Source organism: Deltaproteobacteria bacterium (assembly GCA_016180845.1).
Lineage (GTDB): Bacteria > UBA10199 > UBA10199 > JACPAL01 > JACPAL01 > JACPAK01.
The window spans coordinates 64,535-89,318 of record JACPAK010000007.1 but is presented as its reverse complement, the minus strand read 5'-3'; the positions used below and the strand labels follow the sequence as shown (position 1 = coordinate 89,318).

At 49.3% G+C, this 24,784-nt stretch carries 26 protein-coding genes and 1 tRNA gene; 23 read left to right on the top strand and 4 right to left on the bottom strand.

Annotated elements, in window-relative coordinates; genetic code table 11:
- The first annotated feature begins 4 nt into the window (after positions 1-4).
- A complete protein-coding gene (locus HYT76_09230; protein ID MBI2083727.1) occupies positions 5-190 on the top strand; it encodes a helix-turn-helix transcriptional regulator in 186 nt (61 codons plus the stop codon).
- A 19-nt stretch (positions 191-209) separates the two neighbouring features.
- Positions 210-947, top strand: a complete 738-nt coding sequence (locus tag HYT76_09225; protein MBI2083726.1) for an RES family NAD+ phosphorylase — start codon at positions 210-212, stop codon at positions 945-947.
- Between the two features lie 226 nt (positions 948-1,173).
- Here the strand turns inward: HYT76_09225 and HYT76_09220 are convergent, their stop codons facing one another.
- Positions 1,174-1,965 (bottom strand): hypothetical protein, encoded by a 792-nt coding sequence (locus tag HYT76_09220; GenBank protein ID MBI2083725.1) that lies wholly within the window; start codon positions 1,963-1,965, stop codon positions 1,174-1,176.
- Between the two features lie 122 nt (positions 1,966-2,087).
- Between HYT76_09220 and HYT76_09215 the strand changes: the two genes are divergently transcribed.
- From HYT76_09215 to HYT76_09205, 3 genes are read left to right on the top strand one after another with little or no spacing between them, the layout of a single operon-like run.
- The gene (locus tag HYT76_09215) at positions 2,088-2,561 is read left to right on the top strand and encodes a putative molybdenum carrier protein (protein MBI2083724.1); all 474 of its coding nucleotides are present in this window, start codon (positions 2,088-2,090) and stop codon (positions 2,559-2,561) included.
- Positions 2,558-3,022, top strand: coding sequence for an SRPBCC family protein (locus tag HYT76_09210; protein MBI2083723.1), 465 nt, complete (start codon positions 2,558-2,560; stop codon positions 3,020-3,022). Before HYT76_09215 ends, HYT76_09210 begins: the two co-directional genes overlap by 4 nt.
- Before the next feature lie 53 nt (positions 3,023-3,075).
- Positions 3,076-3,861 carry a hypothetical protein gene (locus tag HYT76_09205; GenBank protein ID MBI2083722.1) on the top strand — a complete coding sequence of 262 codons (786 nt, stop codon included), beginning with the start codon at positions 3,076-3,078 and terminating at the stop codon, positions 3,859-3,861.
- Positions 3,862-3,877: 16 nt separating this feature from the next.
- Here HYT76_09205 and HYT76_09200 read toward each other — a convergent pair whose 3' ends face one another.
- A complete protein-coding gene (locus HYT76_09200; GenBank protein MBI2083721.1) occupies positions 3,878-4,804 on the bottom strand; it encodes a class I SAM-dependent methyltransferase in 927 nt (308 codons plus the stop codon).
- A gap of 108 nt (positions 4,805-4,912) precedes the next feature.
- Between HYT76_09200 and HYT76_09195 the strand changes: the two genes are divergently transcribed.
- On the top strand, positions 4,913-5,695 hold the full coding sequence (locus HYT76_09195; GenBank protein ID MBI2083720.1) for an undecaprenyl-diphosphate phosphatase: 783 nt from the start codon (positions 4,913-4,915) through the stop codon (positions 5,693-5,695).
- Here HYT76_09195 and HYT76_09190 read toward each other — a convergent pair.
- Positions 5,692-6,870: a serine protease gene (locus HYT76_09190; GenBank protein MBI2083719.1), complete on the bottom strand. Its 1,179-nt coding sequence runs from the start codon at positions 6,868-6,870 to the stop codon at positions 5,692-5,694. The two genes, HYT76_09195 and HYT76_09190, sit on opposite strands and share 4 nt — an antisense overlap.
- 13 nt (positions 6,871-6,883) lie before the next feature.
- Positions 6,884-7,213 (bottom strand): thioredoxin, encoded by a 330-nt coding sequence (gene trxA, locus HYT76_09185; GenBank protein MBI2083718.1) that lies wholly within the window; start codon positions 7,211-7,213, stop codon positions 6,884-6,886.
- Positions 7,214-7,276: 63 nt separating this feature from the next.
- Between trxA and HYT76_09180 the strand changes: the two genes are divergently transcribed.
- From HYT76_09180 to HYT76_09100, 17 genes are all read left to right on the top strand, one after another.
- Positions 7,277-7,909, top strand: coding sequence for a bifunctional precorrin-2 dehydrogenase/sirohydrochlorin ferrochelatase (locus tag HYT76_09180; protein MBI2083717.1), 633 nt, complete (start codon positions 7,277-7,279; stop codon positions 7,907-7,909).
- On the top strand, positions 7,906-8,343 hold the full coding sequence (gene ccsA / locus HYT76_09175) for a cytochrome c biogenesis protein CcsA (GenBank protein ID MBI2083716.1): 438 nt from the start codon (positions 7,906-7,908) through the stop codon (positions 8,341-8,343). The genes HYT76_09180 and ccsA overlap by 4 nt, the downstream gene beginning before the upstream one ends.
- On the top strand, positions 8,343-9,611 hold the full coding sequence (locus tag HYT76_09170) for a glutamyl-tRNA reductase (protein ID MBI2083715.1): 1,269 nt from the start codon (positions 8,343-8,345) through the stop codon (positions 9,609-9,611). Before ccsA ends, HYT76_09170 begins: the two co-directional genes overlap by 1 nt.
- Positions 9,612-9,616: 5 nt before the next feature.
- Complete coding sequence (gene cdd, locus HYT76_09165) at positions 9,617-10,042, top strand: cytidine deaminase (protein ID MBI2083714.1); 426 nt, start codon at positions 9,617-9,619, stop codon at positions 10,040-10,042.
- Positions 10,039-10,374 (top strand): hypothetical protein, encoded by a 336-nt coding sequence (locus tag HYT76_09160; GenBank protein MBI2083713.1) that lies wholly within the window; start codon positions 10,039-10,041, stop codon positions 10,372-10,374. The genes cdd and HYT76_09160 overlap by 4 nt, the downstream gene beginning before the upstream one ends.
- A 146-nt stretch (positions 10,375-10,520) precedes the next feature.
- Positions 10,521-15,146: a hypothetical protein gene (locus HYT76_09155; protein MBI2083712.1), complete on the top strand. Its 4,626-nt coding sequence runs from the start codon at positions 10,521-10,523 to the stop codon at positions 15,144-15,146.
- Positions 15,143-15,475 carry a hypothetical protein gene (locus HYT76_09150; protein ID MBI2083711.1) on the top strand — a complete coding sequence of 111 codons (333 nt, stop codon included), beginning with the start codon at positions 15,143-15,145 and terminating at the stop codon, positions 15,473-15,475. The genes HYT76_09155 and HYT76_09150 overlap by 4 nt, the downstream gene beginning before the upstream one ends.
- Before the next feature lie 78 nt (positions 15,476-15,553).
- Positions 15,554-15,627, top strand: a tRNA-Val gene (locus HYT76_09145).
- Between the two features lie 46 nt (positions 15,628-15,673).
- A complete protein-coding gene (locus HYT76_09140; protein MBI2083710.1) occupies positions 15,674-15,814 on the top strand; it encodes a hypothetical protein in 141 nt (46 codons plus the stop codon).
- A 10-nt stretch (positions 15,815-15,824) separates the two neighbouring features.
- Positions 15,825-17,570, top strand: coding sequence for a threonine--tRNA ligase (gene thrS, locus HYT76_09135; protein MBI2083709.1), 1,746 nt, complete (start codon positions 15,825-15,827; stop codon positions 17,568-17,570).
- A 6-nt stretch (positions 17,571-17,576) separates the two neighbouring features.
- The gene (locus tag HYT76_09130; protein ID MBI2083708.1) at positions 17,577-18,080 is read left to right on the top strand and encodes a translation initiation factor IF-3; all 504 of its coding nucleotides are present in this window, start codon (positions 17,577-17,579) and stop codon (positions 18,078-18,080) included.
- Between the two features lie 12 nt (positions 18,081-18,092).
- Positions 18,093-18,290, top strand: a complete 198-nt coding sequence (gene rpmI, locus HYT76_09125) for a 50S ribosomal protein L35 (protein ID MBI2083707.1) — start codon at positions 18,093-18,095, stop codon at positions 18,288-18,290.
- Positions 18,283-18,630, top strand: coding sequence for a 50S ribosomal protein L20 (gene rplT / locus HYT76_09120; protein ID MBI2083706.1), 348 nt, complete (start codon positions 18,283-18,285; stop codon positions 18,628-18,630). Before rpmI ends, rplT begins: the two co-directional genes overlap by 8 nt.
- Before the next feature lie 6 nt (positions 18,631-18,636).
- Positions 18,637-19,644 (top strand): phenylalanine--tRNA ligase subunit alpha, encoded by a 1,008-nt coding sequence (gene pheS / locus HYT76_09115; protein ID MBI2083705.1) that lies wholly within the window; start codon positions 18,637-18,639, stop codon positions 19,642-19,644.
- On the top strand, positions 19,641-21,662 hold the full coding sequence (locus HYT76_09110) for a phenylalanine--tRNA ligase subunit beta (GenBank protein MBI2083704.1): 2,022 nt from the start codon (positions 19,641-19,643) through the stop codon (positions 21,660-21,662). The genes pheS and HYT76_09110 overlap by 4 nt, the downstream gene beginning before the upstream one ends.
- Before the next feature lie 22 nt (positions 21,663-21,684).
- Positions 21,685-21,963: an integration host factor subunit alpha gene (locus HYT76_09105; protein MBI2083703.1), complete on the top strand. Its 279-nt coding sequence runs from the start codon at positions 21,685-21,687 to the stop codon at positions 21,961-21,963.
- Positions 21,964-22,117: 154 nt separating this feature from the next.
- Complete coding sequence (locus tag HYT76_09100) at positions 22,118-24,784, top strand: thrombospondin type 3 repeat-containing protein (GenBank protein ID MBI2083702.1); 2,667 nt, start codon at positions 22,118-22,120, stop codon at positions 24,782-24,784.

Below are 24,784 nucleotides of genomic sequence, written 5' to 3'. Positions count from 1 at the left end.
GATCATGATCGGGCAGATGGTTCGAAGAATCGTCAAACAAAAGCGCCTGAGTATCCGCCAGTTGGCCAAAAGAATGAGAAGTAGCGTTTCCCAGGTCCAGCGCCTGATGAGTGATGCAAACGTCAGTATTGACGCCTTGGCGCGGTTTGCCGCAGCGACGGGGAAGAAGCTCTCGATTCAGATTAAATAGGCATTAAAGCGCCATCTTTGTGAACATGAAAAGAAAAAAGACTCGTACGACTTCCCTAGAACTTCTTCTGCCAGAAATTGGAAAAATTCAATGGGGAAATTGGTATGCGCGGGGCAAAAACACTCGATGGATAAAAAGGGAATGGTGGAATGGAAAGCTCTACCTCAGAAGACCCGAACCACATTTAAATGACGGTTTTCTCGAGCAGATTGATTTGTACGGAAATCGGGAAGTTCCTTATAAACGAGACGTCTTTTACCCAAGGTCAGTTGGTCGCTTTAACCTTCCGGGAGAGCCCATTGCCTATTTTGCAGAGGATTTTGCCACCATGTGCTGTGAAACAATTAGGTCACTTCGTGACAAGGAAGATCTGACTTTTTATAAGGATCTCGATCCCTATCTTTCAGGGAAAGCGGATCTCCATCCTGACTACACCGGTTATCCACGCTCGTACAAACTTCACAGAGACGTAATCCTTCTCGATTTGAGTAGACCTACACACCCGTTAATTGGACTGATTGAAGACGAAGGTCCGTGGCCCGAGGAAGTCTCATTTTATTCTGACATACTCCAGTCAAGGGATCAGGCAGTTTCTTATAAAGTGACCGAACAAATTGCAGTTACAGCTGTAGAGAACGGTTTTGACGGGATTATCTACGAGTCAGTGAGGTCTCGTATGCCAGACATGTGGATGCCATCAACTAATCTCATTATATTTAATCCAGAGAAAATTTCTCGACGAGGATCTAAGGATTGAAGCCACTTTAACTTTGCCAGCTTATTTTAAAAGAAACAACCCGTTTCAGAATCACGCACTGTTCGGGACGCAAATTACAAAACGGGGCCGCCGCCGCCAAATGCGACCACGGCAAGTTGTAGGAAGCAAGCCGGTAAACTTCAGCCAGTGGCTGAAGGCAAACGGCGCGGTAGTAAAAAGGCTTGGCCGCCAGCCGGAAGTTTGAGCTGGGATCTGAAGTTTGTATTTATTGTTTCAAGTGGGGATGTGGGTCAGCAATATATTCAGCCCTTCTTAAGGTATCGACACGGAACTCCTGGTTTGGTGATACCGGTGTGACAACTATTGTATGAGCTCCCTGATCCATGACCCTTGGATCTTCTGTGTCGATATCGGCGCTATAATATCCATAAGAATCTTTGCGGCCCTCGCCCACTTCCATTCCAGAAACTAAAAAGGGTACTCTGCTTCGGATTAATACTGCCGTCCCGTTTTTAGCGGGATCATAGTCGTCGAGATGAATCGTAACATCTTTGCCGCGAGCGCCTTTAACAGTGACTTGCTCGGACGGGGCTTCGGTGGGTTTCAGAGTCACTGAATAGGATTTAGGGTGTTTACGTCTAGGTCTCTCTGCCAGAAGCATAGCCGCACTTTCCTCAGGAGTCGGTGGGACGATCGGTTCACCCTTAGTGCCTACCGTCACCAACTGACCTTGCCGATAGGGCCTGATCGCAATTCTTTTGTCATCAGATGGGAAAGTTCTCGGATGATCTAATGTGACTTCGAGATGAAAACCATCTCTATAGTTACCCTCTGCCGGAATAATTCTGCCGCCAACAGTAACACTAAAACTTTCTCCGCTATCAAGGGTTAAACTTGAACCCCTTGGAGCACTGGGGTCTTCCAGTCGAACCTCGACCGGCTTACAGAAGTATGCTGAGGAACAGCTACCTTGAAGAGCTACCTCGGCAGTGTCTCCTTTACTTGGAAGGGTTAAGGAGCCACCATTTGTCACTGTCACGGGGGGTGTTGCACTCATAAGTTTGCCTCCATTTACCTTTATTATCGCTCACCAATGAGACTGAGTTGTTCGTCTCTATTATTAAAATCTTGAAAATCTTGAAACCTGGCATATGTTATTGAAATTACTATAGAGTTTGTATGATCATTAATAAAATTAAAATCATTTCTGGGGGGCAAACAGGCGTGGACCGTGCGGCGCTCGATTCTGCCTTGGAATTGGGTATTCCTTGTGGGGGTTGGTGTCCCAAAGGGAGGATTGCCGAAGATGGAGTTATCGATGAAAAATACCCGCTTCAAGAAACACCCCTTCGTGATTATAGCCAGCGTACCGAGTGGAACGTCAGAGACTCTGATGGGACTCTTGTGCTTGGTTTCGGGAAGCCAAGTAGCGGCACACTTTTTACTATTGAGACGGCAAAAAAATTAGAGAAGCCATTCATGATTTTGGATTTGAAATCAAACAAGGACGATGCCTCTTTTAAACTTTGGCTACAAAATAATGGAATCCGGACACTGAATATTGCCGGTCCGCGCGAGAGCCTGGCACCGGGGGATACCCACCGGCTAGCGAAGATCAAATTGATCAGGTTATTTGAAAAGTTAACTGAATGAATCACGACTATCAATTTGTAACCCACTGGAAAATTCGAGGCGACTGCCATGAGGTTTTTGCCATCCTGAAGGATGGGGCCAATTACGCCCGATGGTGGCAACCTGCGTATCAGGAGTCAAAACTGCTTTCAGATAAAAAAGTCATCTCGAAGGTTCGAGCAAAACTTCCCTATACATTGCGATTTATGACCGAACTGGTTCGAGAAGATCCTCCTTGGCAGTTGGAAATACGCGTCTCAGGAGAGCTAGTCGGTACAGGTCTATGGACGCTATCTCAGCACGGCCCAGATACGAAAATTGAATTTCACTGGAATGTTCGAGCTGAAAAACGGTTGGTGAGGTGGTTTTCCCCCTTTTTAAAACCACTCTTTCGTTGGAATCATAACTGGGTCATGAGTACTGGCGAAGAGGCCCTCCAGATCGAGATCAACAAACGCAATAAAAAATTGACGGTTGGATGACTTTAAGATAGCATCCTCCCGACTGGAACTTTATTAACCAAGAAGGGGGAAATATGAAACATACTAGATCAAGCGCCGTATTAGTGGTCGGATTAACCGTACTCTTTTCCATTGTCTTTTCAGAGATTGGAGCAGAACAAAAAAAGCCGAATCTTCCTTCGTCCATTGTCATGGCTAAAGGAAGCATAACAGGGCAGATTAATGGTGAAGATATAGAGGCCAATGTGCAGACCCTTTGTGATTTAAATACTGGCGAGTTGATTGCAACGGCTGATTTTACTAAAACCCCCGACGATTTTGACAAAAGATTCCTGAACACAATTATTCTGACAGGGCAGCCACGTTGTTCAAAGGCGGTCGGCGAGGCCTTAAATCCGTTCCGAGATGCGAAGGTAATCAAATTTACGCGGACTGTTTCTTTCTCTTCAGGAGAAGAATTTGTAGGCAATGTAACTTATGATGTGGGGTCAAAGGGGATGATCACTGCTCGTTATGAGTTGAAAGGAGAAACACCGAAGGTTGCTTTAGCCTCTGTGGAACCGGCTGTTGAAGTGTGGACCCCAACGAGTAGCGGGACAGTAAATGGTTTTTTTAGAATGTGTTGGAAGACAGAGTCAAATGCTAGGGTTTGTGCCGATGCTAAGTCAGAATACAGTCAAGAGGGAAGTTCGACGATGTCATCCTTCGTCTCTCCCCATCATCGTTACATTACGATTCAGTCTTCAGTGGATGGGAATCGTTTTGAGCAGGAGGAGCGGATTACTCTCTTTAAAGAATACCCAGGACATGCGATCGATCTGCGTAATTTAAAGAAATTTAAGGGAGTCATTTCAGATTAATACCGAAAGAACGTTTTTACTTGTGCGCAAGTACGACGAGTCGTTTTGCTGATTCGTCGTAGGGGGTTCCTTCTAGAGAACCAAAGACACGGGTTCCTTTAAAGCCGGCAGTTCTTAATAGCGCTGTCAGGGTCTCAGCAGAATAAAGTCTATGTGAGATTGTAAATGTCCGTCGTGATCTACCCTGAGTTGCGGTATATTGAGTCGTTAAGATCGTCCGATCGGCGCTTAAAATCCTTTCTTCTAGAAAATGAATTCCGTCGATATCAAATGTGGCTTGTCTCGTAAAACTACGAAGAAACACCTCTTGGCCGACAACATCTATGACAAATGGAGAGCCGGGATGTAGAGATTCATAAACATGAGTAAGAACCCTGAGATCATCAGCAGGGTCCGCAAAATATCCGAACGATGTATAAAGATTGACTCCTCCATCAAAGGAATCCGGTCGGCAGAATTCTCTCATGTCACCTTCAACCCATTCAACGATGAGTCTCTCTCTTGACGCACTCTTCCTCGCTGTTTCGAGATAATCTCTTGTCCGATCAACCCCCGTGACGCGATATCCTCGACGCGCCAGCTCGAGTGAATGTCGTCCCTGACCACAGGCCAGGTCAAGTACAGAAGAGCCGGATGTAAGCTTCATGAGGGCAATTAATTGTTCGACTTCAGCTTGGGTAGTCGATTGCGTTTTAGCGCCAAAAATTTTTGGCGCCATAATCCTCCAAAACTCATCGTCATCGTACCATCTCATGGAACCGATTGTATCACGTCCAGACAGGCCAGCAGCCGCCAAAAATCTCTTAGTTTCGACTATTCGTCTGAAGGCTTGGGTCACCAGTGATTCCAGTTGTAAACGAGCCTCGGTCATCGATCCAGTGGCTACCAGCTCATGCACTGCCTTTTCGATAAGTCTTATAGGGGAAACTCCAATTCTAACCATATGATACTCTTTAAGGTTATCGTAATAGATTGAATAAAGATGCTCAAAATCTCATTTAAAAGATTAACAAACTTGCGGACCCTTCAAAAATCCTCTAACGGAGGATCGATGTCAGTTTATCAGGCAATCATCCTGGCGATTATCGAAGGATTTTCGGAATTCCTTCCGATTTCCTCGACAGGACATATGATCATCGCCTCTTCGGCAATGGGGATCGCTGGGCAGGAGTTTACGAAGATGTTCACGGTCTGTATCCAGTTTGGGGCGATTCTTTCTGTCATTGTTCTTTATTGGAGGCGTTTTTTTCAGTCGACTGTCTTTTACGCCAAGCTCCTCGTTGCGTTTTTGCCTGCTGCCGTGATTGGAAAGTTGCTGGATGACTGGATTGATCAACTCCTTGGAAGCGTGATCGTCGTCGCGGTCTCTCTTTTGATCGGCGGCGTTATTTTCCTCTTCATCGATCGTCTGTTTCGGGAAGGTCCCGAGAGTAAGGAGGAGGTCTCTTATCGAACGGCGTTTTGGATCGGCTGTTTTCAGACGGTCGCGATAATCCCGGGCGTCTCGCGTTCCGCGGCAACGATCATCGGAGGGCTGTCGCAAAAATTAACACGCAAGACAGCGGCGGAGTTTTCCTTTTTTCTCGCGGTTCCGACGATGTTTGCCGCTACCGTGTACAAACTATGGGCCTTTTATGAACAGGGGAACGGGTTAGGAAATGTCTGGCCGGAGTTGTTGATTGGCAATCTGGTCGCCTTTGGTGTTGCCTTGATCGCGATCAAGTCGTTCATCACGTTCCTGACACGTCACGGTTTCAAGATTTTTGGTTATTATCGAATCCTGATCGGGCTTGTGATCTTGGGGCTTCACTTTTCAGGGGTGTCTTTGGATTAGTGTCCGCTACCCCACATCCCGCCAAGGACTTTAAGATACTGCTGAGGCGTTGATGCCCCTTTTAAGGACTTGAGTGCCTTCTTCCTCGCTTCGAGGTCTTCTCTGATAGCCCCTTCAATCAAACGATCGATTTGTGAGAGGGGGATCACGAGCCCGATATTATCAATAGCGTCGCCGGTCAGCTTGCCGACATTCACCCCGACTATTCGATGACTGTGGAGTCGGAGGGTCGGTCCGCCACTGTGACCTGGATTCAGTGCGGCATCCACCTGGTAATATTCGGCCTCATCAACAACCCCTTTTGCGCGATAAGCGGAAATCATGCCTTTCGCAAAACCTCTGAGACAGACCGCTGCACCGGTAATGATCACCTCCTGAGCAATCAATGTTCTTGGATTAGAGGGGATTTCCCTTTCCAGAGGTTTTAAGACGTTGTCCTTCGTACGGACAACGAGGAGGGCGATGTCGGGATTGTCCTTGCTTCGATAGATCACCCTGTCGAGGGCAAATTTCGACTCTTTGCCAAAGGGGTCTTCGACATTCACCACCGCCTCTGTCTCTTTAAACTCGATCTTGAATTCTATCTCAGGTGCTGCCGTAGGATCATCTTGGGGTTTCAGTTTCGGCGTTACCTCGACCTTTTGATCAAGTTCTTCGACAACATGATAGTTGGTCACGATGTAGTTGATGTAACCGGCCCCTCCGGGGTCTTTTTCGACATGCCAGACCCCACCGGAACCACAGGAGATCGGTTGTTTCTTTTTCTTGTCAATAATATCGATTCGGACCACGGAATTGGCGGTCAGATGCAGTGCTGTTTTGTACGGGAGCCACGATCGGACCGCCTCGATCGGTTCCAGGGAGATTTCGGAATCGACCTTACTCAAGTCGATGTTTCCGTCGATCTTGTCATCGCTCACAAGATCCCAATATCTGCCGATCGCGTAAATTCCCTTGAGCCACCGATCCTCATAAACGGTATGGGAGTGTTCACCGCTGGTAACGGCAAGTGAGAAATCAGAAGGTCTGGAGGTTAGGTCAGTGACCGAGAGATCTTCGGGAAAGGCGACCTCTTCTTTTTGGCCGGGATCTTTTTGACGGGCGAGGGCTAAGAGCTGTTTGTAGAGTTCTGGGAGCTCCTTGTTATCCACGGAGATCACTTGTTCGTGACTCATACCCCCCCCTTTTTTAAAGAGCTTTTTTCAATAATGCCTCAATTTGAGCCTTAGGAACGGCGCCAACCACTTGATCAACCGCCTGTCCCCCTTTGAAAAGGATCACTGTGGGAATCCCGCGAATTCCAAAACGGGCAGGGGTTTCTTGATTGCTATCAACATCCATTTTGTAGACATCAATACGGCCGGCATATTGGGTCGCTACCTCTTCAATAAGTGGGGCAAGGGCTCGGCAAGGGGCGCACCAGGTGGCCCAGAAGTCGACGATCGCCGGTCGGGCACCTTTGAGCACCTCTTTCTCGAAATTTTGATCCGTCGCGATTTTTAAATTTTCTGAAGACATGAAAAACTCTTAAAATTTGCCATTTGAAAAAGCAAGGGATTTTGGCCTAGGGTGCTGTCTTATATGAGATATTATCCAATCAATCTTGATCTTAAGGGCAAAAAGGTCGTTGTGATCGGTGCCGGGAGCGTTGCTTATCGGAAGGTTTTAGGCCTTATTGAGGCAGGGGCGGTTGTTGAAGTGGTTGCCCCTGAGTCCCACCCGGAATTAAAACAATTAGCTCAAAAGGGGGCGATCCGATTGAAGGAGAGGGGATATGTCACGGGTGATCTTCGGGGAGCCTTCGCAGCGATCGCGGCGACGGATGATCGGGCCCTGAATCTTGAACTTCGTGATGAGGCAACCTCCGAAAACGTTCTTTTGAATATCGTCGACAAACCTGAGTTTTGTGATTTTGTCTTTCCGGCCAAGGTCGCTCGTGGGGAATTTCTTTTAACGATTTCTACAGGAGGGGGATCACCGGCGCTGGCGAAAAAAATTCGGGAGGAGTTGGAGGCTCAGTTCGGCGAAGAGTACGGCGATCTAACCGCCCTTTTGGCCGGTATTCGAGCGAAAATTCCACCGGAAGAGAGAAGAAAGTATGAGGAAAAATTCAGTCTCTTTGTTCGCTCCCCGATCCTGGAGGCGATTCGGGCAAATGATTCGGAAAAAATCAGATCTTTGGTGAGGGATCATTTTGGAGAGGAGTTTCTATGAGCCTGCTTGGGACAACCCATTTGATCTTTATGGTGGCGGCCCTTCTCACCTTCGCGGTGAGTTTTTTGGTGGGGTTGCTCTACCTGTTTCAGGAGGGACGTTTGAAAAAACAGCGACCGATCCCGCCGTGGTTTCAGAGGATTCCCTCTCAGGAGATCATGGATCGAATTCACTACAAGGTTTTGAGTGTCGGTTTTCTTCTTCTCTCTCTCGGGATGCTTTTTGGCGCCTTTCTTTCGAAAAAGGTGTTTGGGAGGTTTTTTACCGATGATCCCAGGCAGATCGCCTCACTCTTTACCTGGGCGATTTATGCCTTCTTTTTAAATGTCCGGATTCGTTCCGGTTGGCGTGGGAGACGTGGAATCCTTCTTTCGTTAATCGGATTTATGACAGTAGTTTTGATCTTCTTAGGGATCCATCATCGAGGTTTATAATGCCATTTCTTGTTCTCGGCCTTTCGCATAGGACAGCCCCCCTGGAGCTCAGGGAAAAGCTTGCCGTTTCTGGAGAAAAACTCTCCGAGCTGCTTAAAGGGCTCGTTTCCTCGGACGATGTTCAGGAGGCGTTGGCGATCTCGACCTGCAATCGTGTCGAGACCTATCTTTTTGCGAAGCATGTGGAGCGGGGCGCCGGGTGGGCCAAGACCCTTTTTGTCCGTCTGAGTTCCTTGTCAGAAGAGGCGTTGACCCCACACCTTTATCTTAAAAGTGAAGAGAAGGCGATTGCCCACCTCTTTCGTGTGACGGCAGGGCTCGATTCCATGGTTCTTGGAGAGCCACAGATCGGGGGACAGGTGAAGGAGGCGTACAAAATCGCTGTTGAAAGCAAAACGACCGGAAGTTTTTTGAACAGACTCGTGCATCGTTCCTTGCGGGTCGCGAAGAGGGTACGCAACGAAACAGCGATTGGGCAGTACCCCGTTTCGGTAAGTTATGCGGCGGTGATTCTGGCTACCAAGATTTTTGAGAGTCTCGATGAAAAGACGGTTCTTGTCTTGGGGGCTGGGGAGATGGGGTCTCTCGCCTGTCGGCATCTTCAGGAGCGGGGGGTCAAAAAAATTATTATGGTGAATCGAAGCCTTGAAAATGCCGAGGCGCTGGTGGGTCAATTTGAAGGGGAAGCTCGCCCTTTGAGTCTTCTCGATTCTTCTTTGGAGGAGTCTGATATCCTCATCTCGTCTCTGGCAACCGAGACTGTTTTTCTTAAACCGGACCAGGTCCGTAAGGCGATGTCACGACGGAAGGGGCGCTCGATGTTCCTGATCGATCTGGGTGTCCCGCGCAATATCGATCCGGAGGTGAACCAGATTGAGAATGTTTATCTCTATGATTTGGATGCCCTTCAGGGGATTGTCCTCGCGAATCAAAAGGAGCGCGAGAAGGAGGCTCGAAAGGCGGAGGGGATTATTGCTGAAGAGGTCCTTCTGTTTCAAAAGAGTCTTCAGGAAAGATCTGTCGCCCCGACTATTGAGGAACTGAAAAGGAAGCTGGAATTTATCAGACATAAAGAGACGGAGCGTTATTTTTCAAAACACCCTCATCTGACCGCTGGAGAGCGCGAGGAACTGAATGCCTGCACATCGGCAATTGTGAACAAGATCCTTCACGAACCGATAGTGACGATGAAGGCGGAAGAGATGGAAGAAGAGAGACCTTATTATATTGAGATCCTGAAAAAACTTTTTCACCTGGAAGGGGGATAATTTTCATGAAAGATCGATTGATTGCGGCTGCTTTTCGCGCAAGACGAAACTCCTATAGCCCGTATTCGAATCTCAAGGTCGGAGCGGCGGTTCTGACGAGCGGGGGGAAGATTTTTTCCTCAGGGAATGTGGAAAACTGTTGTTATGCGCTCACGATCTGTGCGGAGCGAGGGGCGCTTTATCATGCGGTTGCGGCGGGTGAGAGAAGATTCAAGGTGCTGGCGGTGACAGCGAACACAGAAGAATTCATCTCCCCCTGTGGGGCGTGCCGGCAGGTTATTTGGGAATTGGCAGGGGATATTGATATCATGATGATCAATCGGAAAAAACAGACCCGAACCATTCCTGTTGCGGCGCTGTACCCTGTCCCCTATAAAAGGGCGGCTAAAAAGAGACTCTTGAAGCACCATCTGAAGAGGAGGAGAAAGTGACTGACGGAGAGCCGAAGGTTTTTATTGAAAATCTTTATCTGGAGCTTCAGGAAATCAAAGAACGCCTCGAAGAGGTCCTCGGGAAAATTTCCGCTGCCTTTCTGGGAAAACCTCATTCCACGGAGGGGAAGATACACGAAGTCAAGGTTCCTGTGACCTATGATCGACCGCTCATGGAGGTTTCCCAGCAGACGGTAAGGCTTGTGGAGCGGCAGGTCATTCTCGAGGCGTTGCGTCGCTCAGACAAACATCATGGGAAGGCGGCCAAGATCCTCGGCATTACCTCACGGACTTTGTACAATAAAATGAAGGAATACGGGATTACAGAGTAGGGTCTTTATTATCACTTTTTATTATCAAAATGATAATTTTATTAAAGTGATAAAACCCTCCTTTGACTGACAATATATTGTAATCACTCATTTTTCATAACTAAAACCGTCCCCGGCATGCCCTTTGCATTAACCACTCATTGGGTATGTGGAGACGACTCTCTTTATTTATTCTTTTTTTGATTTCCCCTTCAGCATGGGCAGCTCCGGGGGATCTCGATCCGCTGTTTGGAACAGAGGGCCTTGTTCATACCACCTTTACAGGATCCGATACACGGGGCTTTCCAGTCGAAGAGATCGCCCTCCAGTCGGACGGCAAGATTGTCGTTGTCGGAACCGTTTCGCGCACCGTCGGTTGTTTCAACGACGGGAACGGCTGGATCTGGAAGGATATGGCGGTTGCCAGGTTCAACGCCGATGGGACCCTCGATACCACGTTTGGTGATCAGGGGAAGGTGACTCTGAATTTTGGAGAGCCCGAGTTGAAGCAAAACGGGACCCAATGCAGTGTGACTTCGGGAAGGTCTTCAATCGCTACAGGAGTGGTGATCCAGGACGACGGCAAGATTATTGTTGGTGGTTTCGTTGATGTGCAGGTGGACCTCTATGAGAATTTTGCCGTGGCGCGACTCAATACCGATGGAACGCTGGATAACAGCTTTGGGGCGTCTGGCCTGGTTACCGACTCTTTTAGTGGCGCCAAGATGCCGACGAACGTCAACCAACATAAATTAAACGATGGCCGATGGAATCAGGCGTATGATCTAGCGTTTCAGCCCGACGGGAAGATTCTCCTCGTCGGATGGACAAACTATTCACCGGCGGGGACGTATGCCTTTGCACGCCTGAATGAGGACGGAAAACTTGATACTACTTTTAGTGGAGATGGGCGTGCGATTTTTGCCTTCTCCTCTACAAATGAGATCGCGACTGCGGTGACCCTTCAACCTGACGGTAAAATCGTCGGTGTTGGTGGTGGTGACTCCAATGGGAATGGGATCGATTATCACCTGATCCGTTTATTGTCCGACGGGAAGCCGGATCTTTCGTTCGATTCAGACGGCTCTGTTTATATCGACATCAATAATCAAAGCTATGATGTGCCCAAAGATGTCGTCATTCAATCCGATGGAAAGATCGTCGTTATGGGATCTTACTCCGGAGGCGGGATGCAGGGGATCAGTCTCGCACGTCTTGGTGACGATGGGGGACTCGATTCCTCATTTGACAGTGATGGCATCGTCAAGACACCAAAGGTAGCGGAGATTCTAAGCGGTAACGCGGTGACCCTTCAGCCTGATGGGAAAATTCTTGTCGCCGGCCGGTTCGATGCCGATTCGCCACAACAGGACGATTTCTTGCTGTTTCGATACAACAGTGACGGGAGCCTCGATCCAACCTTCAGTGGGGATGGAAAGGTCAGGACCGATTTTGTCTGGGAGGGTAGCAGCAAAGGGGACGACGGTCGGGCGATTGTGTTTCAGGGTGATGGGGGGATTCTGGTCGCCGGTTTATCGGTGTCGGTCGTTAATGTTGGCCCCTCGGGGAGTCCTTCTTTGGCTAAATACCGCAGTGGCCTCTATGAGCTCTCTGTTGATGATATCTCTGCCATAGAGACAGATTCTGTTTTTGATGACATCGGCCCTGAAACTTTCACGGTCACTCTTTCAACTGCTCGTTCCATGGCAGTGACCGTGGACTATGAGATTCGTGATGGGTCGACAACGGCAGGTGATGACTATATTGCCGAGGGAGCGGTTCTCACCGGAACAGTCTCTTTTGCCCCCGGTGAAACCAGCAAAACGGTGAGCGTCTGGATCTCCGGTGATCTGCTTGTCGAGGGAGAAGAGAGCTTTGAAATAGAACTTTCAAATCCTGTCAATGCCACAATCGTCGATTCGATCGGAAGTGGGACGATTATCGACAATGACTCCGGTCCTGAGATCAGGGTGAATGATATTGCCATCCCGGAGCCTGGCGAGGGTGGCCAGGCAACCGGCACCTTTACGATAACCCTTTCACGTCCCAGCGAACAGACGGTTACGGTTGATTATAATGAGGATTATAATGATGCCGTTCCCGGTGTTGATTTCGAGAGTTTTAACGGGACAGTGACATTTGATCCGGGAGAAACGGTCAAGACAGTTTCTGTCGCCGTGTGGGGTGATGCGATCGACGAAGAGGATGAGGTCTTTTTTATTTATCTCGCCGGTGCGGTGAATGCGACTGTGGCGGATGATTTTGGTGATGCTGTTATCCAGGACAGCAGTCCCGAACCGACCCTATCCATTAACGATCTGACCTTTGATGAAGTGGACGATAGTGTTGCGTTTACCGTCTCACTCTCGGAACCGAGTGCGAGATATGTCCGTTTTCGAGTCACGACGAACGGGATCAACGCCATGGAGGATGTCGATTTTCTGGCGCGAGATTTTGTTCAGTCGATTGAGCCGGGAGAGACCTCTGTTCCTGTTTATATCCCGATCCTTGACGGTTCGATCCCTGAGTCAGATGAGGTTTTTGAGGTTGTCTTAAGCGAGCCGCTGCATGCGACTATCTCAGATGACAGGGGAGTGGCGACGATCCGGGACAATGACGGTCCGTTGCCGACCCTCTCGATTAGCGATGCTTCAGGAGGAGAGACCGAAGATCCTCTGGAGGCCACAAGGACGCTCGCCTTTACAGTCACCCTTTCTCAACCTCACGAGGAGACTGTGATGGTTGACTATGAGACCGTGGATGGAACCGCCCTGGTAACCTTCGACTATGCCCCTGCAATAGGGCAATTGGTTTTTTCTCCAGGTGAGACGAACAAGACAATTACGGTTCCTGTCCTGGATGATATCGTCTCAATGATTTTCGGAATTTTGCCAGAAGAGGCTGAAACCTTTTCGATTCGTTTGACCAATCCGTTCAATGCGACAATTGCCGATGGGGAGGGGATCGGTACGATTACCGACAATGATGGAACGAGAACCCTGACTGTCACTAATGCCAGCGCCTCGGAGAGCGATGGTACGATCATTTTTACGGCGACGGTCTCCGAGACGAGCCTTTCCGATGTTCGGTTTCGTTGGGAGGCGGTTACCGATGGGACGGCACGGATGGCCTTGGACTTCGCACCGGATCTGGGTGAGATCAGGATAGAATCTGGAGAGACGAGCGCGACATTTTCGATCGAGTTGGTTGATGACGAGATTGAGGAAGAGATGGAGAGTTTTACGGTGAGAATTCTGGATGTCGAGAACGCGAATCTTACCGGCAGCATCGTGACGGCGACGATCACGGATGATGATGGGGAACCGGAACCGGTCTGCGGTGACGGGACTTGTGCCCCGTCGGAGGAGGGGGTTTGTGCGGAGGATTGTGATGGAGGGGATGAAACGATTGAAACTCAGGAGGAGTGTGTTGTTATCGCGACAAATTTTCTGACCGGTGAGGAATGCGGACGGGTCACGATTCGTGAAGGGGAGGCGTTCGCGATTGAATGTGATCCGTTGAAGATAGCGGATCCGGACCAGAGATCAAAACTCCGCGTCGCGATTCAGGCCTATTGCCAGACCGTTACCTACGGGATGTTTTATGAGACCGATTACGATGAGCAACAGTTTGAGGATGGTGAGGAAGAGGTTCAGGCCGGTGAGATCGATACCGAGCAGACAATCGCCCTTGAAATGTTGAAAGACCACCTTGACGAAAATGGGATGCAGACGATCCGTGATTTCGAACCTGCCTGTTTTGTCTCCTTTATGGATCGTTTCTATACAAGCGCCTCTCGTGAGGTGACCACTATTGAAGGAGGGATGGGGGCTGCCAAGGATGTCGTGAAATGCTTGATCAAGGAAAACCTGAGTCCCTCTCTGTATGGTTTTTCCAGCTATCAAGATCTCATCTCGGCGATCCGGGAGGGGAGCCTCAGCAGTGAAACGATCGAGTCTCTCTCTCAGGATGTTGAATCGCATTGTGATTATAATGCGACAATCATCAGGGCACGCCTTGATCAGGCTCAAGAAGTGACGCGTCGGATTGCCCAATTTGCCGCCACGGGACTTTGTGACGAGGGAGAGGTTTTTGAAAAGATGAAGGAGGATTCTGGATGGATCGATGCGGCGGTGCAGACGGTCCAGAGCCTGAGTGACAACCATCTTCAGAATGGCGATCGTGCCTTCGAGATTGTTGAGGATCTGATCGAAGAGGGGATGGAGGAAGAGGAACCGGCCCTTTTCACGAATGAAATGAATCAGCATGTTCTTTTAGGGGTTATCGAGCAGGCGATGGAGGTCGATTTTTCCCGAGGTCATTTTGATGCCGCCCTTGAGCTTGTTGGTGAACTGTCCCTCGAGGAAGGGGAGTTATCCGATGAGCAGCTTCAAGAGCTTGGGGACCTTTTTATCAATATAGCCCCTGAGGTTCACGATCATCTCGAAGACTCGGAAGATGCCTGGCTGATTGCCAATTATCTGGCAGATTCAGTGGGGGATGGAGAGATGGATCAGGAGAGCGAGGATGAACTTCTTTCAGACCCTGACGAATTTTTAGATGAATTGGATCGTCATGATGAATCGGTTCGTGAATGTCGTCGAGGCAGGGGGGCAGGGAACGGAGACGGGGGAGAAAGAGACTGCCTGGACGATATTGATCCTGTCGATCAACTGCTCGATGATGCTGATACCACCCCCACACCACCAGCTCCACAACCATCGCCTCCTGCCGGTAATGATGATGAAGGAGAGGGGAGAAGGGGACCACCAGAAGGGAGGGGACGGCCGTGATCATTAAAAAAATTAAATTGGTGCTGATCACATTGGCGATTGCACTGACAACAGGTTGCGCCGCCTCTATGGATCTTTGGGAAAAGGGTCTCTCTTCCAAAGCCCCGTCGACAGAGGAGGCTGTTTTTGACTTTGATCCTGCGACGGCAGAATCAGGTGATACCGGTGATGCGGCGACATCGGATTCTGTCAGCGCGACCACCTCGAGTCCCTCCGCCAGTCCAACGACTGAAGGGGGGGGCACAGCAACAGGAGGCTCGACGACAACGACTCAAACCACAAATCAAGCCTCGAAAATTATCCTGCGCGGACAGTTGACCCCGCCCTGATCATCCCGAGACTCTTATAACGCTTGACACCTCGAAACCGATTCAATTAAAAATCCAAAGTTTTTCGAGAAGTTACGCGGGCGCGTAGCTCAGTTGGTTAGAGTACTTCCTTGACATGGAAGGGGTCACAGGTTCGAACCCTGTCGCGCCCATACAGTGTTGGGTTCCAGATATATTTTGACTAAGTTTGCCGAACCCTTGGTGGTCAATCGAGACCTCTCGGAGTCCCGCTCTACAAAGGCCTGTGATAATGAGCGGGATGAGAGGGAGTGCGCGAGCCCGGCCTTGAGAGGGCGAGCGACACGTGTCGAGGAAGACCGACAAGGGGAGGCAAACTAGAGGTACTATTATGGTCTGTCGTCCAGGACATGAGAATGATCCGTTAGAAAAACTTCGGCATTCGGCCGCGCATATCATGGCGTCTGCCGTTCAGGCCCTTTTCCCTGGCACAAAGGTGACGATTGGTCCCGTCATCCCGGAGGGATTCTTCTACGACTTTGATGTTTCCCGCCCGTTTACCCCTGAAGACCTGGAAAAAATCGAGAAGAAGATGAGGGAGATCGCCGAGAAAAATTCTCCGTTTCAGCGAAAGGTGATGAGTCGTGCGGAGGCGATCGAACTGTTCCGGAAAAAAGGGGAGAAATTTAAGGTAGAGATCATCGAAGGTCTTCCCGTGGGAGAGGAAATCAGTTGCTACCAACATGGCGATTGGATCGACCTCTGCAAGGGGCCTCATGTTGAAAAAACAGGGGAGCTCAAGGTTTTTAAACTTCTGAATGTCGCCGGCTCGTATTGGCGAGGCGATGAAAAGCGGGAAAGGCTTCAAAGAATTTATGGAACCGCTTTTTTGAAGCAGGAAGAGCTTGATCAGTACCTTCATCGTTTGCATGAAGCCGAGGCGCGAGATCATCGAAAATTGGGAAAGGAACTGGATCTTTTCAGTACGATGGATGATGAAGGGGCCGGGCTTGTGCTGTGGCATCCTAAGGGTGCGAGGATTCGAAAGGTGATCGAGGATTTCTGGAGGGAGCGTCACCTGCAGGGGGGATACGAGATCCTTTTCACACCCCATATAGCAAAACGTGATCTTTGGCGGACCTCCGGGCATCTCGATTTTTATAAAGATTATCTCTATGGGCCGATGATGATCGATGAGGTGGATTACCAGTTGAAACCGATGAATTGCCCCTTTCATATCAAGATATTTCAGAGTCGCTTGCGGAGTTACAGGGAGTTGCCGTTCCGATGGGCAGAACTGGGGACCGTGTATCGCTACGAACGTTCCGGGGTCCTGCACGGTCTGCTGAGGGTTCGTGGGTTTACGCAGGATGACGCCCATATTTTTTGTCGACCGGACCAGCTGGAGCAGGAGGTTGCTCAAGTTCTTGATTTTACCTTGTCGATGTTGGCTACTTTCGGATTCAAAGATTATGAAGTCATGCTCTCGACGCGCCCTGAAAAGTCTGTCGGATCCGATGAAGACTGGGAGAGGGCGACCAGTGCCCTCAAAAAGGGGCTCGAATCAAAAAAAATACCGTATCAGGTCGATCCGGGAGAGGGGGTCTTTTATGGACCGAAGATTGACATTAAAATCAAAGATCTCCTCGATCGTGCTTGGCAATGTTCGACAATCCAGATCGATTTTAATCTCCCGAAACGTTTTGAGTTAACCTATGTCGCTGAAAACGGTGTGCGGACCCAGCCGATTATGGTTCATCGGGCCCTCCTCGGTTCTTTGGAAAGGTTTTTTGGGGTCCTCATCGAACATTATGCAGGGGCCTTTCCGCTTTGGCTATCACCTGTCCAGGTGAATGTGATCACGATCGCTGAAGATCAGATCCCTTATGCGGAGAAGGTCGTTTCCGAGCTAAAATCAGGGGGGATACGTGTTGAATTAGACGTGCGTAATGAAAAGTTGGGTGGTAAGATCCGTGATTCAGAGCTTCAGAAGGTGCCTTATATGGTGGTTTTAGGGAAGAAGGAGGTTGCATCTTCCACCTTAAGTGTGCGATCGAGAAGGTCTGGTGATTTAGGCAGTATGAGTCTTGATCAGTTTATAACCCATATCCAGGAAGAGATTAAATCGAGGAGGTGATTTCGTATTAAGGAGTTAAGAGTAAATCGCCGGATCCGTATCCCGGAGATCCGGCTGATTGACAATAATGGAAGTCAACTGGGAGTTGTGAAACTTGAGGAGGCACTGAAATTGGCCCAGGAGGCCGAGCTGGACCTTGTTGAGATTTCACCGACAGCAAAACCACCTGTCTGCAAGATCATGGATTATGGAAAGTATAAGTACTTGCAGAAGAAAAAGGAGCATGAGGCGAAGAAGAAACAGACGGTTGTGCATTTAAAAGAGGTGAAGATGCGTCCGATGACGGACGAGCACGACTTTCAATTTAAGATGAGACACATTCAGCGGTTTCTCGAAGAAGGGAACAAGGCCAAAGTGACCGTCGTTTTTCGAGGAAGAGAGCTTGAGTATAAGATCCATGGAAGGACGTTAATGGATCGTGTCCTGGAAACAGTGAAAGGCAAGGCGACTGTCGAATCACCGCCGATGATGGAGGGGAGAATGATGGTTATGATACTGGCGCCAGCATAAAGAGGAGAAGAGATGCCGAAACTTAAAACAAATCGGGCCGCGCATAAGCGGTTTAAAAAGACTGGAAATGGAAAGTTCAAGCGACGTCATTCATTTCTTCGTCATATTATGACGTCAAAATTGAAGAAGAGGAAGAGGCAGCTTCGTCGTGGAGCGCTTGTTCATCGATCCGATCAGGCCGAGATAAGGAGGTTGTTACCCTATGCCTAGAGCAAAAGGTGGATTCAAAACCCGCCAACGAAGAAAAAAGGTTTTAAAGGCTGCTTCCGGATTTCGTGGGGGACGATCCCGCCTTATCCGTTCTGCTATTGAGACGGTGAAGCGCGCCCAGAGGTTCGCCTACAAGCATCGCAAGGTGCGCAAGAGAGAGTTTCGTAATCTGTGGGTGACACGAATCGGGGCTGCTGCGAAGGATTTGGGGGTTTCCTATTCACAATTGATGGGACGCCTTTCGAAGGCGAATATCCAGATCAATCGCAAGATGTTGTCGGAATTGGCGATCCATGATCCGCAGGCATTTCGAAAAATTGTTGAAGTCGCTTCGCATTAAGATCCCATGGACCTCAAGACAGTCGAAGAACGCTTTGCTCATGAGATTCAAAACGTCCATTCTCTTCAGGAGTTGCTGGATGTTAAATCACAATTCCTTGGCAAGAAGGGACATCTCTCCCAAGTTCTTCAAGATCTGAGGACCCTTCCACCCGAAGAGCGTCCGGTGGTCGGGTCAGCCGCAAACAAGCTGAAAGATTTGATCGAAAATGCCTGCCGCGAAAGGCTTGAATCGTTAAAACAAGAGGCCCAGGAGAAAAAGATTCGTGAAAGGATGATTGATGTCACCCTTCCGGGCCGAACCACACCGGCTGGTTCTCTGCATCCCATTTCGATGACACTTCGGGAGGTAGAAAAAATATTTGTCTCCATGGGCTTTTCTGTCCATGAGGGGCCTGAGATCGAAACTGATTATTATAACTTTGAGGCGTTGAATATCCCTCCCGATCACCCCGCCCGAGATATGCAGGATACATTTTATATAGATAATGTAGGGGCGACCCCGCGCGCGGGATCGCCCCTACTTCTTCGTACCCACACCTCTCCCGTTCAAATCCATGTCATGGAAAAACAGAAGCCACCGATACGGATGATCGCGCCAGGTGTCGTCTATCGACGCGACTCCGATATCTCCCATTCACCGATGTTTCATCAGGTGGAGGGGCTTGTGGTGGGAGAGGGGATCCGATTTTCGGACCTGAAGGGGACCCTGAGCTATTTTCTGGATCGGTTTTTCCAGAAAAAAAACCGGATACGATTCCGCCCCAGCTACTTTCCGTTCACGGAGCCCTCTGCCGAGGTCGATGTCTGGTGGGAGGGAAAAGGTTGGCTTGAGGTGCTTGGTTGCGGGATGGTCCATCCGAATGTCTTTCGAAAGGTTTGCTATGATCCCAAAAAAGTGACCGGCTTTGCCTTTGGTCTCGGTATTGAGCGATTGGCGATGCTGAAGCTTAGGATTCCGGATATCCGGATGTTTTACGAAAATGATCTTCGATTTTTGGAGCAATTTCGATGAAGGTTCCCATTTCGTGGCTTAAAGAGTTCGTTTCTTTTTCGCTTCCTGCCGAAAAGTTGGCTGAAAAGTTGACCCTTGCCGGTTTTGAGGTGGAGGGGATTTCCGAGAGTGAGGGGGATCAGGTTTTGGATGTTGCTGTGATGCCAAATCGTGGCGATTGCCTCTCGATCCGCGGGATCGCCCGAGAAGTCGCTGCACTTTTGGGACGGAAGGGGATTCCAGTTTCTCTCAAGCAGAGGAGAGAGACGTCATTGGTCAGAACAAAAGGCGTGCTCGATCTGGATCTTCGCGCAAAAAAGGGTTGTCTGCGATACATGGTTCGCGTGATCCGGAATTTGAAAGTAGCCCCTTCCCCTGAATGGATGCGTCGTCGTCTGGTCCAGTCTGGCCTCCGATCGATTAATAATGTTGTCGATGTCACGAATTACGTCCTGCTGGAACTAGGACAACCCCTGCATGCCTTTGATCTACAGAAAATTGGTTCCAAAATCATCATTCGTTATGCGACGCCGGACGAGGAGTTTGAGGCGCTCGATGGCAAAAAATACAAATTGGAATCGAGTGATCTTTTGATCGCCGACCCAAAAGGACCGATCGCCCTTGCTGGAATTATGGGAGGGGCCTATTCCGAGGTCTCCTCCTCGACAAGCGATGTCGCTCTGGAGAGCGCCTTTTTTCATCCCGCGACCATTCGAAAGACAGCACGACGTCTTGGCATACAGACGGAATCTTCCTATCGGTTTGAACGACGGGTTGATCCCGAGGCTGTTTCTTTGGCACTGGACAGGGCCACCGATCTTTTTCGGCAGATCGCTTCCGGCGAGTCGAGTGCAGATTGTGTTGATAGAAAAGTTGAAAAGTTCCGCCCCAAAAAGATTTCTTTCAGGCCGGAGTCTGTTTCCCGCCTTCTTGGAGATCAGAGGTCCCCCTCTCTGATTCGTTCCAGGATTCGTCGACTTGGATTCATTCCAAAGGGAAAAAATCAATGGCTCGTTCCTTCCTATCGGGGAGATGTTCAGGAAGAGATCGACTTGATAGAGGAGGTTGTGCGTCTCGAGGGGTACGATAAGGTCCCGCTGACGCTTTCTCCTCTGAATGAACCGCCCGTTTTTTCATTTCATCGTGATTTGACGGAGAGGGCGCGTCTCTGGATGGCCGATCAGGGATTCTTTGAATGCGTCCATCTCTCTTTTGTCTCGCCACGGGATTTGGAATATGATCCTCCACTTCTTGGTCTGGCGGTTCCTTTGGCGAATCCGTTGGGTTATGAAGATTCGCTGCTTCGACCCAGTTTGATCCCCTCGCTCTTAAAAACAGCTGCCTATCATGAGCAGCATAAACTCTCAGGGTTTCGAGGGTTCGAGCTTCGGACCATCTATCGTCGGAAAGAAGGGGGGAAGGAAGAGAGGCGATCGTTGGCTGCCGTGATCAGTTCAGAACGGACACCTGCGTGGTATGAACAGCGCCGGTCTGATTTTTTTGACATCAAGGGTTTTCTGGAATCGCTTGGCAATCATCTGGGGGTTCGGCTTGAATTTCAGAGAGACGAATTTTCATCGCTTCTTCCTGGAGGGTCCGCTTCTGTCTCCAGAAATGGGGAAAAGATCGGTTTTTTGGGTGAAGTGCATCCCAAGGTGCTTGAGCATTTTAATCTGAAGTCACCCCTCTTTCTTTTTGAGGTGTTATGGGATCGTTTGGTGGAGGGGCTGATGTCGGAGGTCCATTTCCAATCCTTTTCTAAGGTCCCTCAGGTTCAGAGGGATCTTGCCTTGCTGGTTGATGGGACTATTCCATCAGGTCAAATCAAACAATTTCTGGAAAGTCAGTCTGAAAACCTGGTCAAGAAGGTCCTCTTGTTTGATCTTTATGAAGGGGAGCAGATTCCGAAGGGCAAAAAAAGTCTCGCCTTTTCCCTCTTCTTGGGGCAAGATAAGACCTTGATAGAAGAGGAGATTCAGAAGGCGTGGCAAAGAATCATAGAATCTTTAAGGAGGGAATTCCATGCAGACATTAGATGAGACAACGAATCAAGAATCGACCATGACCAAGGCGGAGATTATTGAGAGTGTTTATACAAAGATTGGTTTTTCCAAGAAGGAATCCGCCGAGGTGGTGGAATTGGTCCTGAATACCATGAAGGAAACACTTCAGCGTGGTGAAAAGATAAAGATCTCCGGTTTTGGCAATTTTGTCGTCCGTCAAAAACGACCGCGTATTGGGCGAAATCCACAGACAGGGCAGGAGATCGAGATCTCCGCACGATCGGTTTTAACCTTTCGACCGAGCCAGGTCCTGAAGGCCGCCTTAAATAAGGCATAAACCCTCTGCAAGAAAACGTTATCAAATTGAGAATTTATTCTCAGAATGATAATAACTTCCGACGAGAATATTTACTATATCTTTATAAATCAAATGGTTAGCAATAAAAATCCGATGGCGATTCTGGCATGAGAAATGCACTTAAGGGGTGAGCATGAAGACAAATAGGGTTCTTGTTTTTTTCCTCCTTGCCACCCTGATGATTCCAGAAGCCTCTTATGCCGCCCCTCCAGTGCCGGGGGATCGTGATGCGAGTTTTGATACCGATGGGATTTGGACCGCCGATGCCGGTAGTACGTCAGATGCAGCGAGGGCGATGATCCTCGACCTTGCCTCGAACGGTGATTTGAATGGTTATATCGTTGGTGGGGAAATGATCAGGAGTAGTCTCCGCCGCTGGGCATTCTACAGTGTGAATCGGAATGGCGATCCCAGCTTCGTGACAACGCATCTGTTGCCCGACTCGACGGGAGATACCTTAAGGGGGCTTGCTTATCAGAGTGATGGGAAGCTCATTGCCTGTGGCTCCTCTTCCTTAGGTGGGAAGATCTGTCGTTTTAACCTTCCTGGTTCCTGGAGTCTTGATACGACCTTTGGTTCAAATGGTTGTGTGACAGCAAACCCCACATCGGGTGTTGATACCTTTAATGCCTGTACCGTTGACAACTCAGGAAAGATCCTCGCGGCGGGAACCTGTAATGGTGATTTCTGTGTAGCGCGTTACCTCTCTGAAGGTACGCCTGAATTAAGCGCAGGTTCACCCGATCCTGGTTTTAGTGGGGATGGCGTTGCCTTCGCGAATTTTGGATCAACCGATCAGACATTCGCGATGGCTCTTACGGCGAATGGCAAGATTTATCTGGGCGGATTGGCCAGTGTGACTCATTGGAGTGGAGGTTCATCAACGACGGACGATGATTTTGCCGTTGCTTGTTTCCAAGGGGCTGATGGTTTGCCCTGCTCAGATTTTCAAGCTGGTACAGGTCGAGCGACATCGGACACCGGCTCCGGAAATTATGACCGGATCCTCGCGATGGTTCTGGACAGGAATGGAAATCTGGTTGTGAGTGGAAGGAGTACGACCGCAACTTCCCCAGAGGGTGAAGCGGTGATTGCCCGTTTTTCCCTGAATATGACACTGGAGCCAGATCCGTCATTTAACAGTGGAATGCCTGTTTTTCTGTCACAATTTATCTACGCTTCAGATATCAAAATTCGCGCCGATCATTCCGTTGTTGTCAGTGGTCGATCAAGAGACATTAATCCTTCATTCGCTGTCTTCAACGAAAACGGTTCGTTTCATTCATCCTTTGGCAGACCCACTTCCGGGAGTGGGATGGTTCTTGAGACCTCTATTGTTACTAATGATAGTCCGGTTCTTGGGATTGGGCCGGATCATAAGATTGTGCTGGCAGGATCGCGTCTCAATACTCAGACAAGTGATTCCGATTTCCTCGTCGCTCGTTTCCTGGCCGATGATCGCGATAATGATGGTGATCTGGATGGTATGGATAATTGTCCCGACGCTGCCAATGCCGACCAGTCGAATCTTGATGACGATAGTCAAGGGGATCTTTGCGACCCAGACGACGACAACGACGGGATCTGCAGTCGGACAGAGGAGATTTTTGGTTGTAGCCTGAGTAAGACCGGAGGTCAGGATAATTGTCCGTTCGCCGCGAATGAAGATCAGTTGGATACCGATACAGATGGGAGTGGTAATGCCTGCGACAGTGATGATGATAATGACACGGTTCCTGATAATCGTCCGGATCTCTGTCCACTAAATTTTGATCCTCTCCAAACCGATACGGATGGTGACGGATTAGGGAATGCCTGTGATGATGATGACGATGATGATACTATTTCTGACAAGTCCGACAATTGCCCTATCTCGTTCGAATTATCTGCAGACCAAACGGACACCGATGGTGACGGACAGGGGGATCCCTGCGATGGTGATGTCGATGGGGATATGGTTGAAGAGATTCGGGTCGATAATTGTCCTCTGATTCGGAACGCCGAACAACTCGATGCCGATGGAGATGGTGCAGGAGATGAGTGTGATGACGATATGGATGGTGATGGGGTTCCCAATCTCACTGACAACTGTCGACTGTTGTCGAATGATAACCAGCTGAATACGGATCGTGATTCCGATGGTGGCGATGCCTGTGATACCGATGATGACAACGATACGGTTCTTGATGAACCGGATAACTGTCCACGTGTCGCAAACCGTGATCAAGTCAACATGGATGGCGCTGCCGATGGAGGGGATCTCTGCGACCCTGATGATGACAATGACAGGATTTTGGATCCTAATGATAACTGTCCCTTTGCCGCCAATCAGGTTCAAGAGGATCTCGACAAAGATGGTATCGGTGATCTCTGTGACGGGGATCGTGATAGCGATACGGTAGCGGATGATCGGGATAATTGCCCGACGATGCCGAACTTGTCTCAGGAGAATCAGGACAACGACAGAGAAGGGGATACCTGTGACACCGATGATGATAATGATGATATTGCGGATGCGAACGACAACTGCCCGTTAATGGCTAATAGGGACCAGCTCGATGTCGATATGGATACCGTCGGTGCGGTTTGTGATTCGGATGACCGGAATCCCTCTGCCGGCAGGGTCCAGCCAACGGCGACCACCGGTATTTCTGTAACCGATGCCAGACCAGCCGATCTGGGTCCGACGTCACTACCTGCTCCTGTTCAACCCTCCAATGAAAGTGAAACGAGTCGGAGCCCGGGTCCTCTCGGACCTCGAGCGGTTGGGAACACCGCCTGTACTTTAATCAGAAATTAA

Excerpts from the sequence above, each read along its gene's own strand:
- HYT76_09195 (MBI2083720.1), top strand. The coding sequence starts at position 4,913 with ATGTCAGTTTATCAGGCAATCATCCTGGCGATTATCGAAGGATTTTCG.
- ccsA (MBI2083716.1), top strand. The coding sequence starts at position 7,906 with ATGAGCCTGCTTGGGACAACCCATTTGATCTTTATGGTGGCGGCCCTT.
- pheS (MBI2083705.1), top strand. The coding sequence starts at position 18,637 with ATGGACCTCAAGACAGTCGAAGAACGCTTTGCTCATGAGATTCAAAAC.
- HYT76_09100 (MBI2083702.1), top strand. The coding sequence starts at position 22,118 with ATGAAGACAAATAGGGTTCTTGTTTTTTTCCTCCTTGCCACCCTGATG.
- HYT76_09155 (MBI2083712.1), top strand. The coding sequence starts at position 10,521 with ATGTGGAGACGACTCTCTTTATTTATTCTTTTTTTGATTTCCCCTTCA.
- HYT76_09180 (MBI2083717.1), top strand. The coding sequence starts at position 7,277 with ATGAGATATTATCCAATCAATCTTGATCTTAAGGGCAAAAAGGTCGTT.
- HYT76_09220 (MBI2083725.1), bottom strand. The coding sequence starts at position 1,965 with ATGAGTGCAACACCCCCCGTGACAGTGACAAATGGTGGCTCCTTAACC.
- cdd (MBI2083714.1), top strand. The coding sequence starts at position 9,617 with ATGAAAGATCGATTGATTGCGGCTGCTTTTCGCGCAAGACGAAACTCC.
- thrS (MBI2083709.1), top strand. The coding sequence starts at position 15,825 with ATGGTCTGTCGTCCAGGACATGAGAATGATCCGTTAGAAAAACTTCGG.
- HYT76_09215 (MBI2083724.1), top strand. The coding sequence starts at position 2,088 with ATGATCATTAATAAAATTAAAATCATTTCTGGGGGGCAAACAGGCGTG.
- HYT76_09200 (MBI2083721.1), bottom strand. The coding sequence starts at position 4,804 with ATGGTTAGAATTGGAGTTTCCCCTATAAGACTTATCGAAAAGGCAGTG.
- HYT76_09190 (MBI2083719.1), bottom strand. The coding sequence starts at position 6,870 with ATGAGTCACGAACAAGTGATCTCCGTGGATAACAAGGAGCTCCCAGAA.
- rpmI (MBI2083707.1), top strand. The coding sequence starts at position 18,093 with ATGCCGAAACTTAAAACAAATCGGGCCGCGCATAAGCGGTTTAAAAAG.
- HYT76_09105 (MBI2083703.1), top strand. The coding sequence starts at position 21,685 with ATGACCAAGGCGGAGATTATTGAGAGTGTTTATACAAAGATTGGTTTT.
- HYT76_09230 (MBI2083727.1), top strand. The coding sequence starts at position 5 with ATGATCGGGCAGATGGTTCGAAGAATCGTCAAACAAAAGCGCCTGAGT.
- rplT (MBI2083706.1), top strand. The coding sequence starts at position 18,283 with ATGCCTAGAGCAAAAGGTGGATTCAAAACCCGCCAACGAAGAAAAAAG.
- HYT76_09205 (MBI2083722.1), top strand. The coding sequence starts at position 3,076 with ATGAAACATACTAGATCAAGCGCCGTATTAGTGGTCGGATTAACCGTA.
- trxA (MBI2083718.1), bottom strand. The coding sequence starts at position 7,213 with ATGTCTTCAGAAAATTTAAAAATCGCGACGGATCAAAATTTCGAGAAA.
- HYT76_09210 (MBI2083723.1), top strand. The coding sequence starts at position 2,558 with ATGAATCACGACTATCAATTTGTAACCCACTGGAAAATTCGAGGCGAC.
- HYT76_09110 (MBI2083704.1), top strand. The coding sequence starts at position 19,641 with ATGAAGGTTCCCATTTCGTGGCTTAAAGAGTTCGTTTCTTTTTCGCTT.
- HYT76_09170 (MBI2083715.1), top strand. The coding sequence starts at position 8,343 with ATGCCATTTCTTGTTCTCGGCCTTTCGCATAGGACAGCCCCCCTGGAG.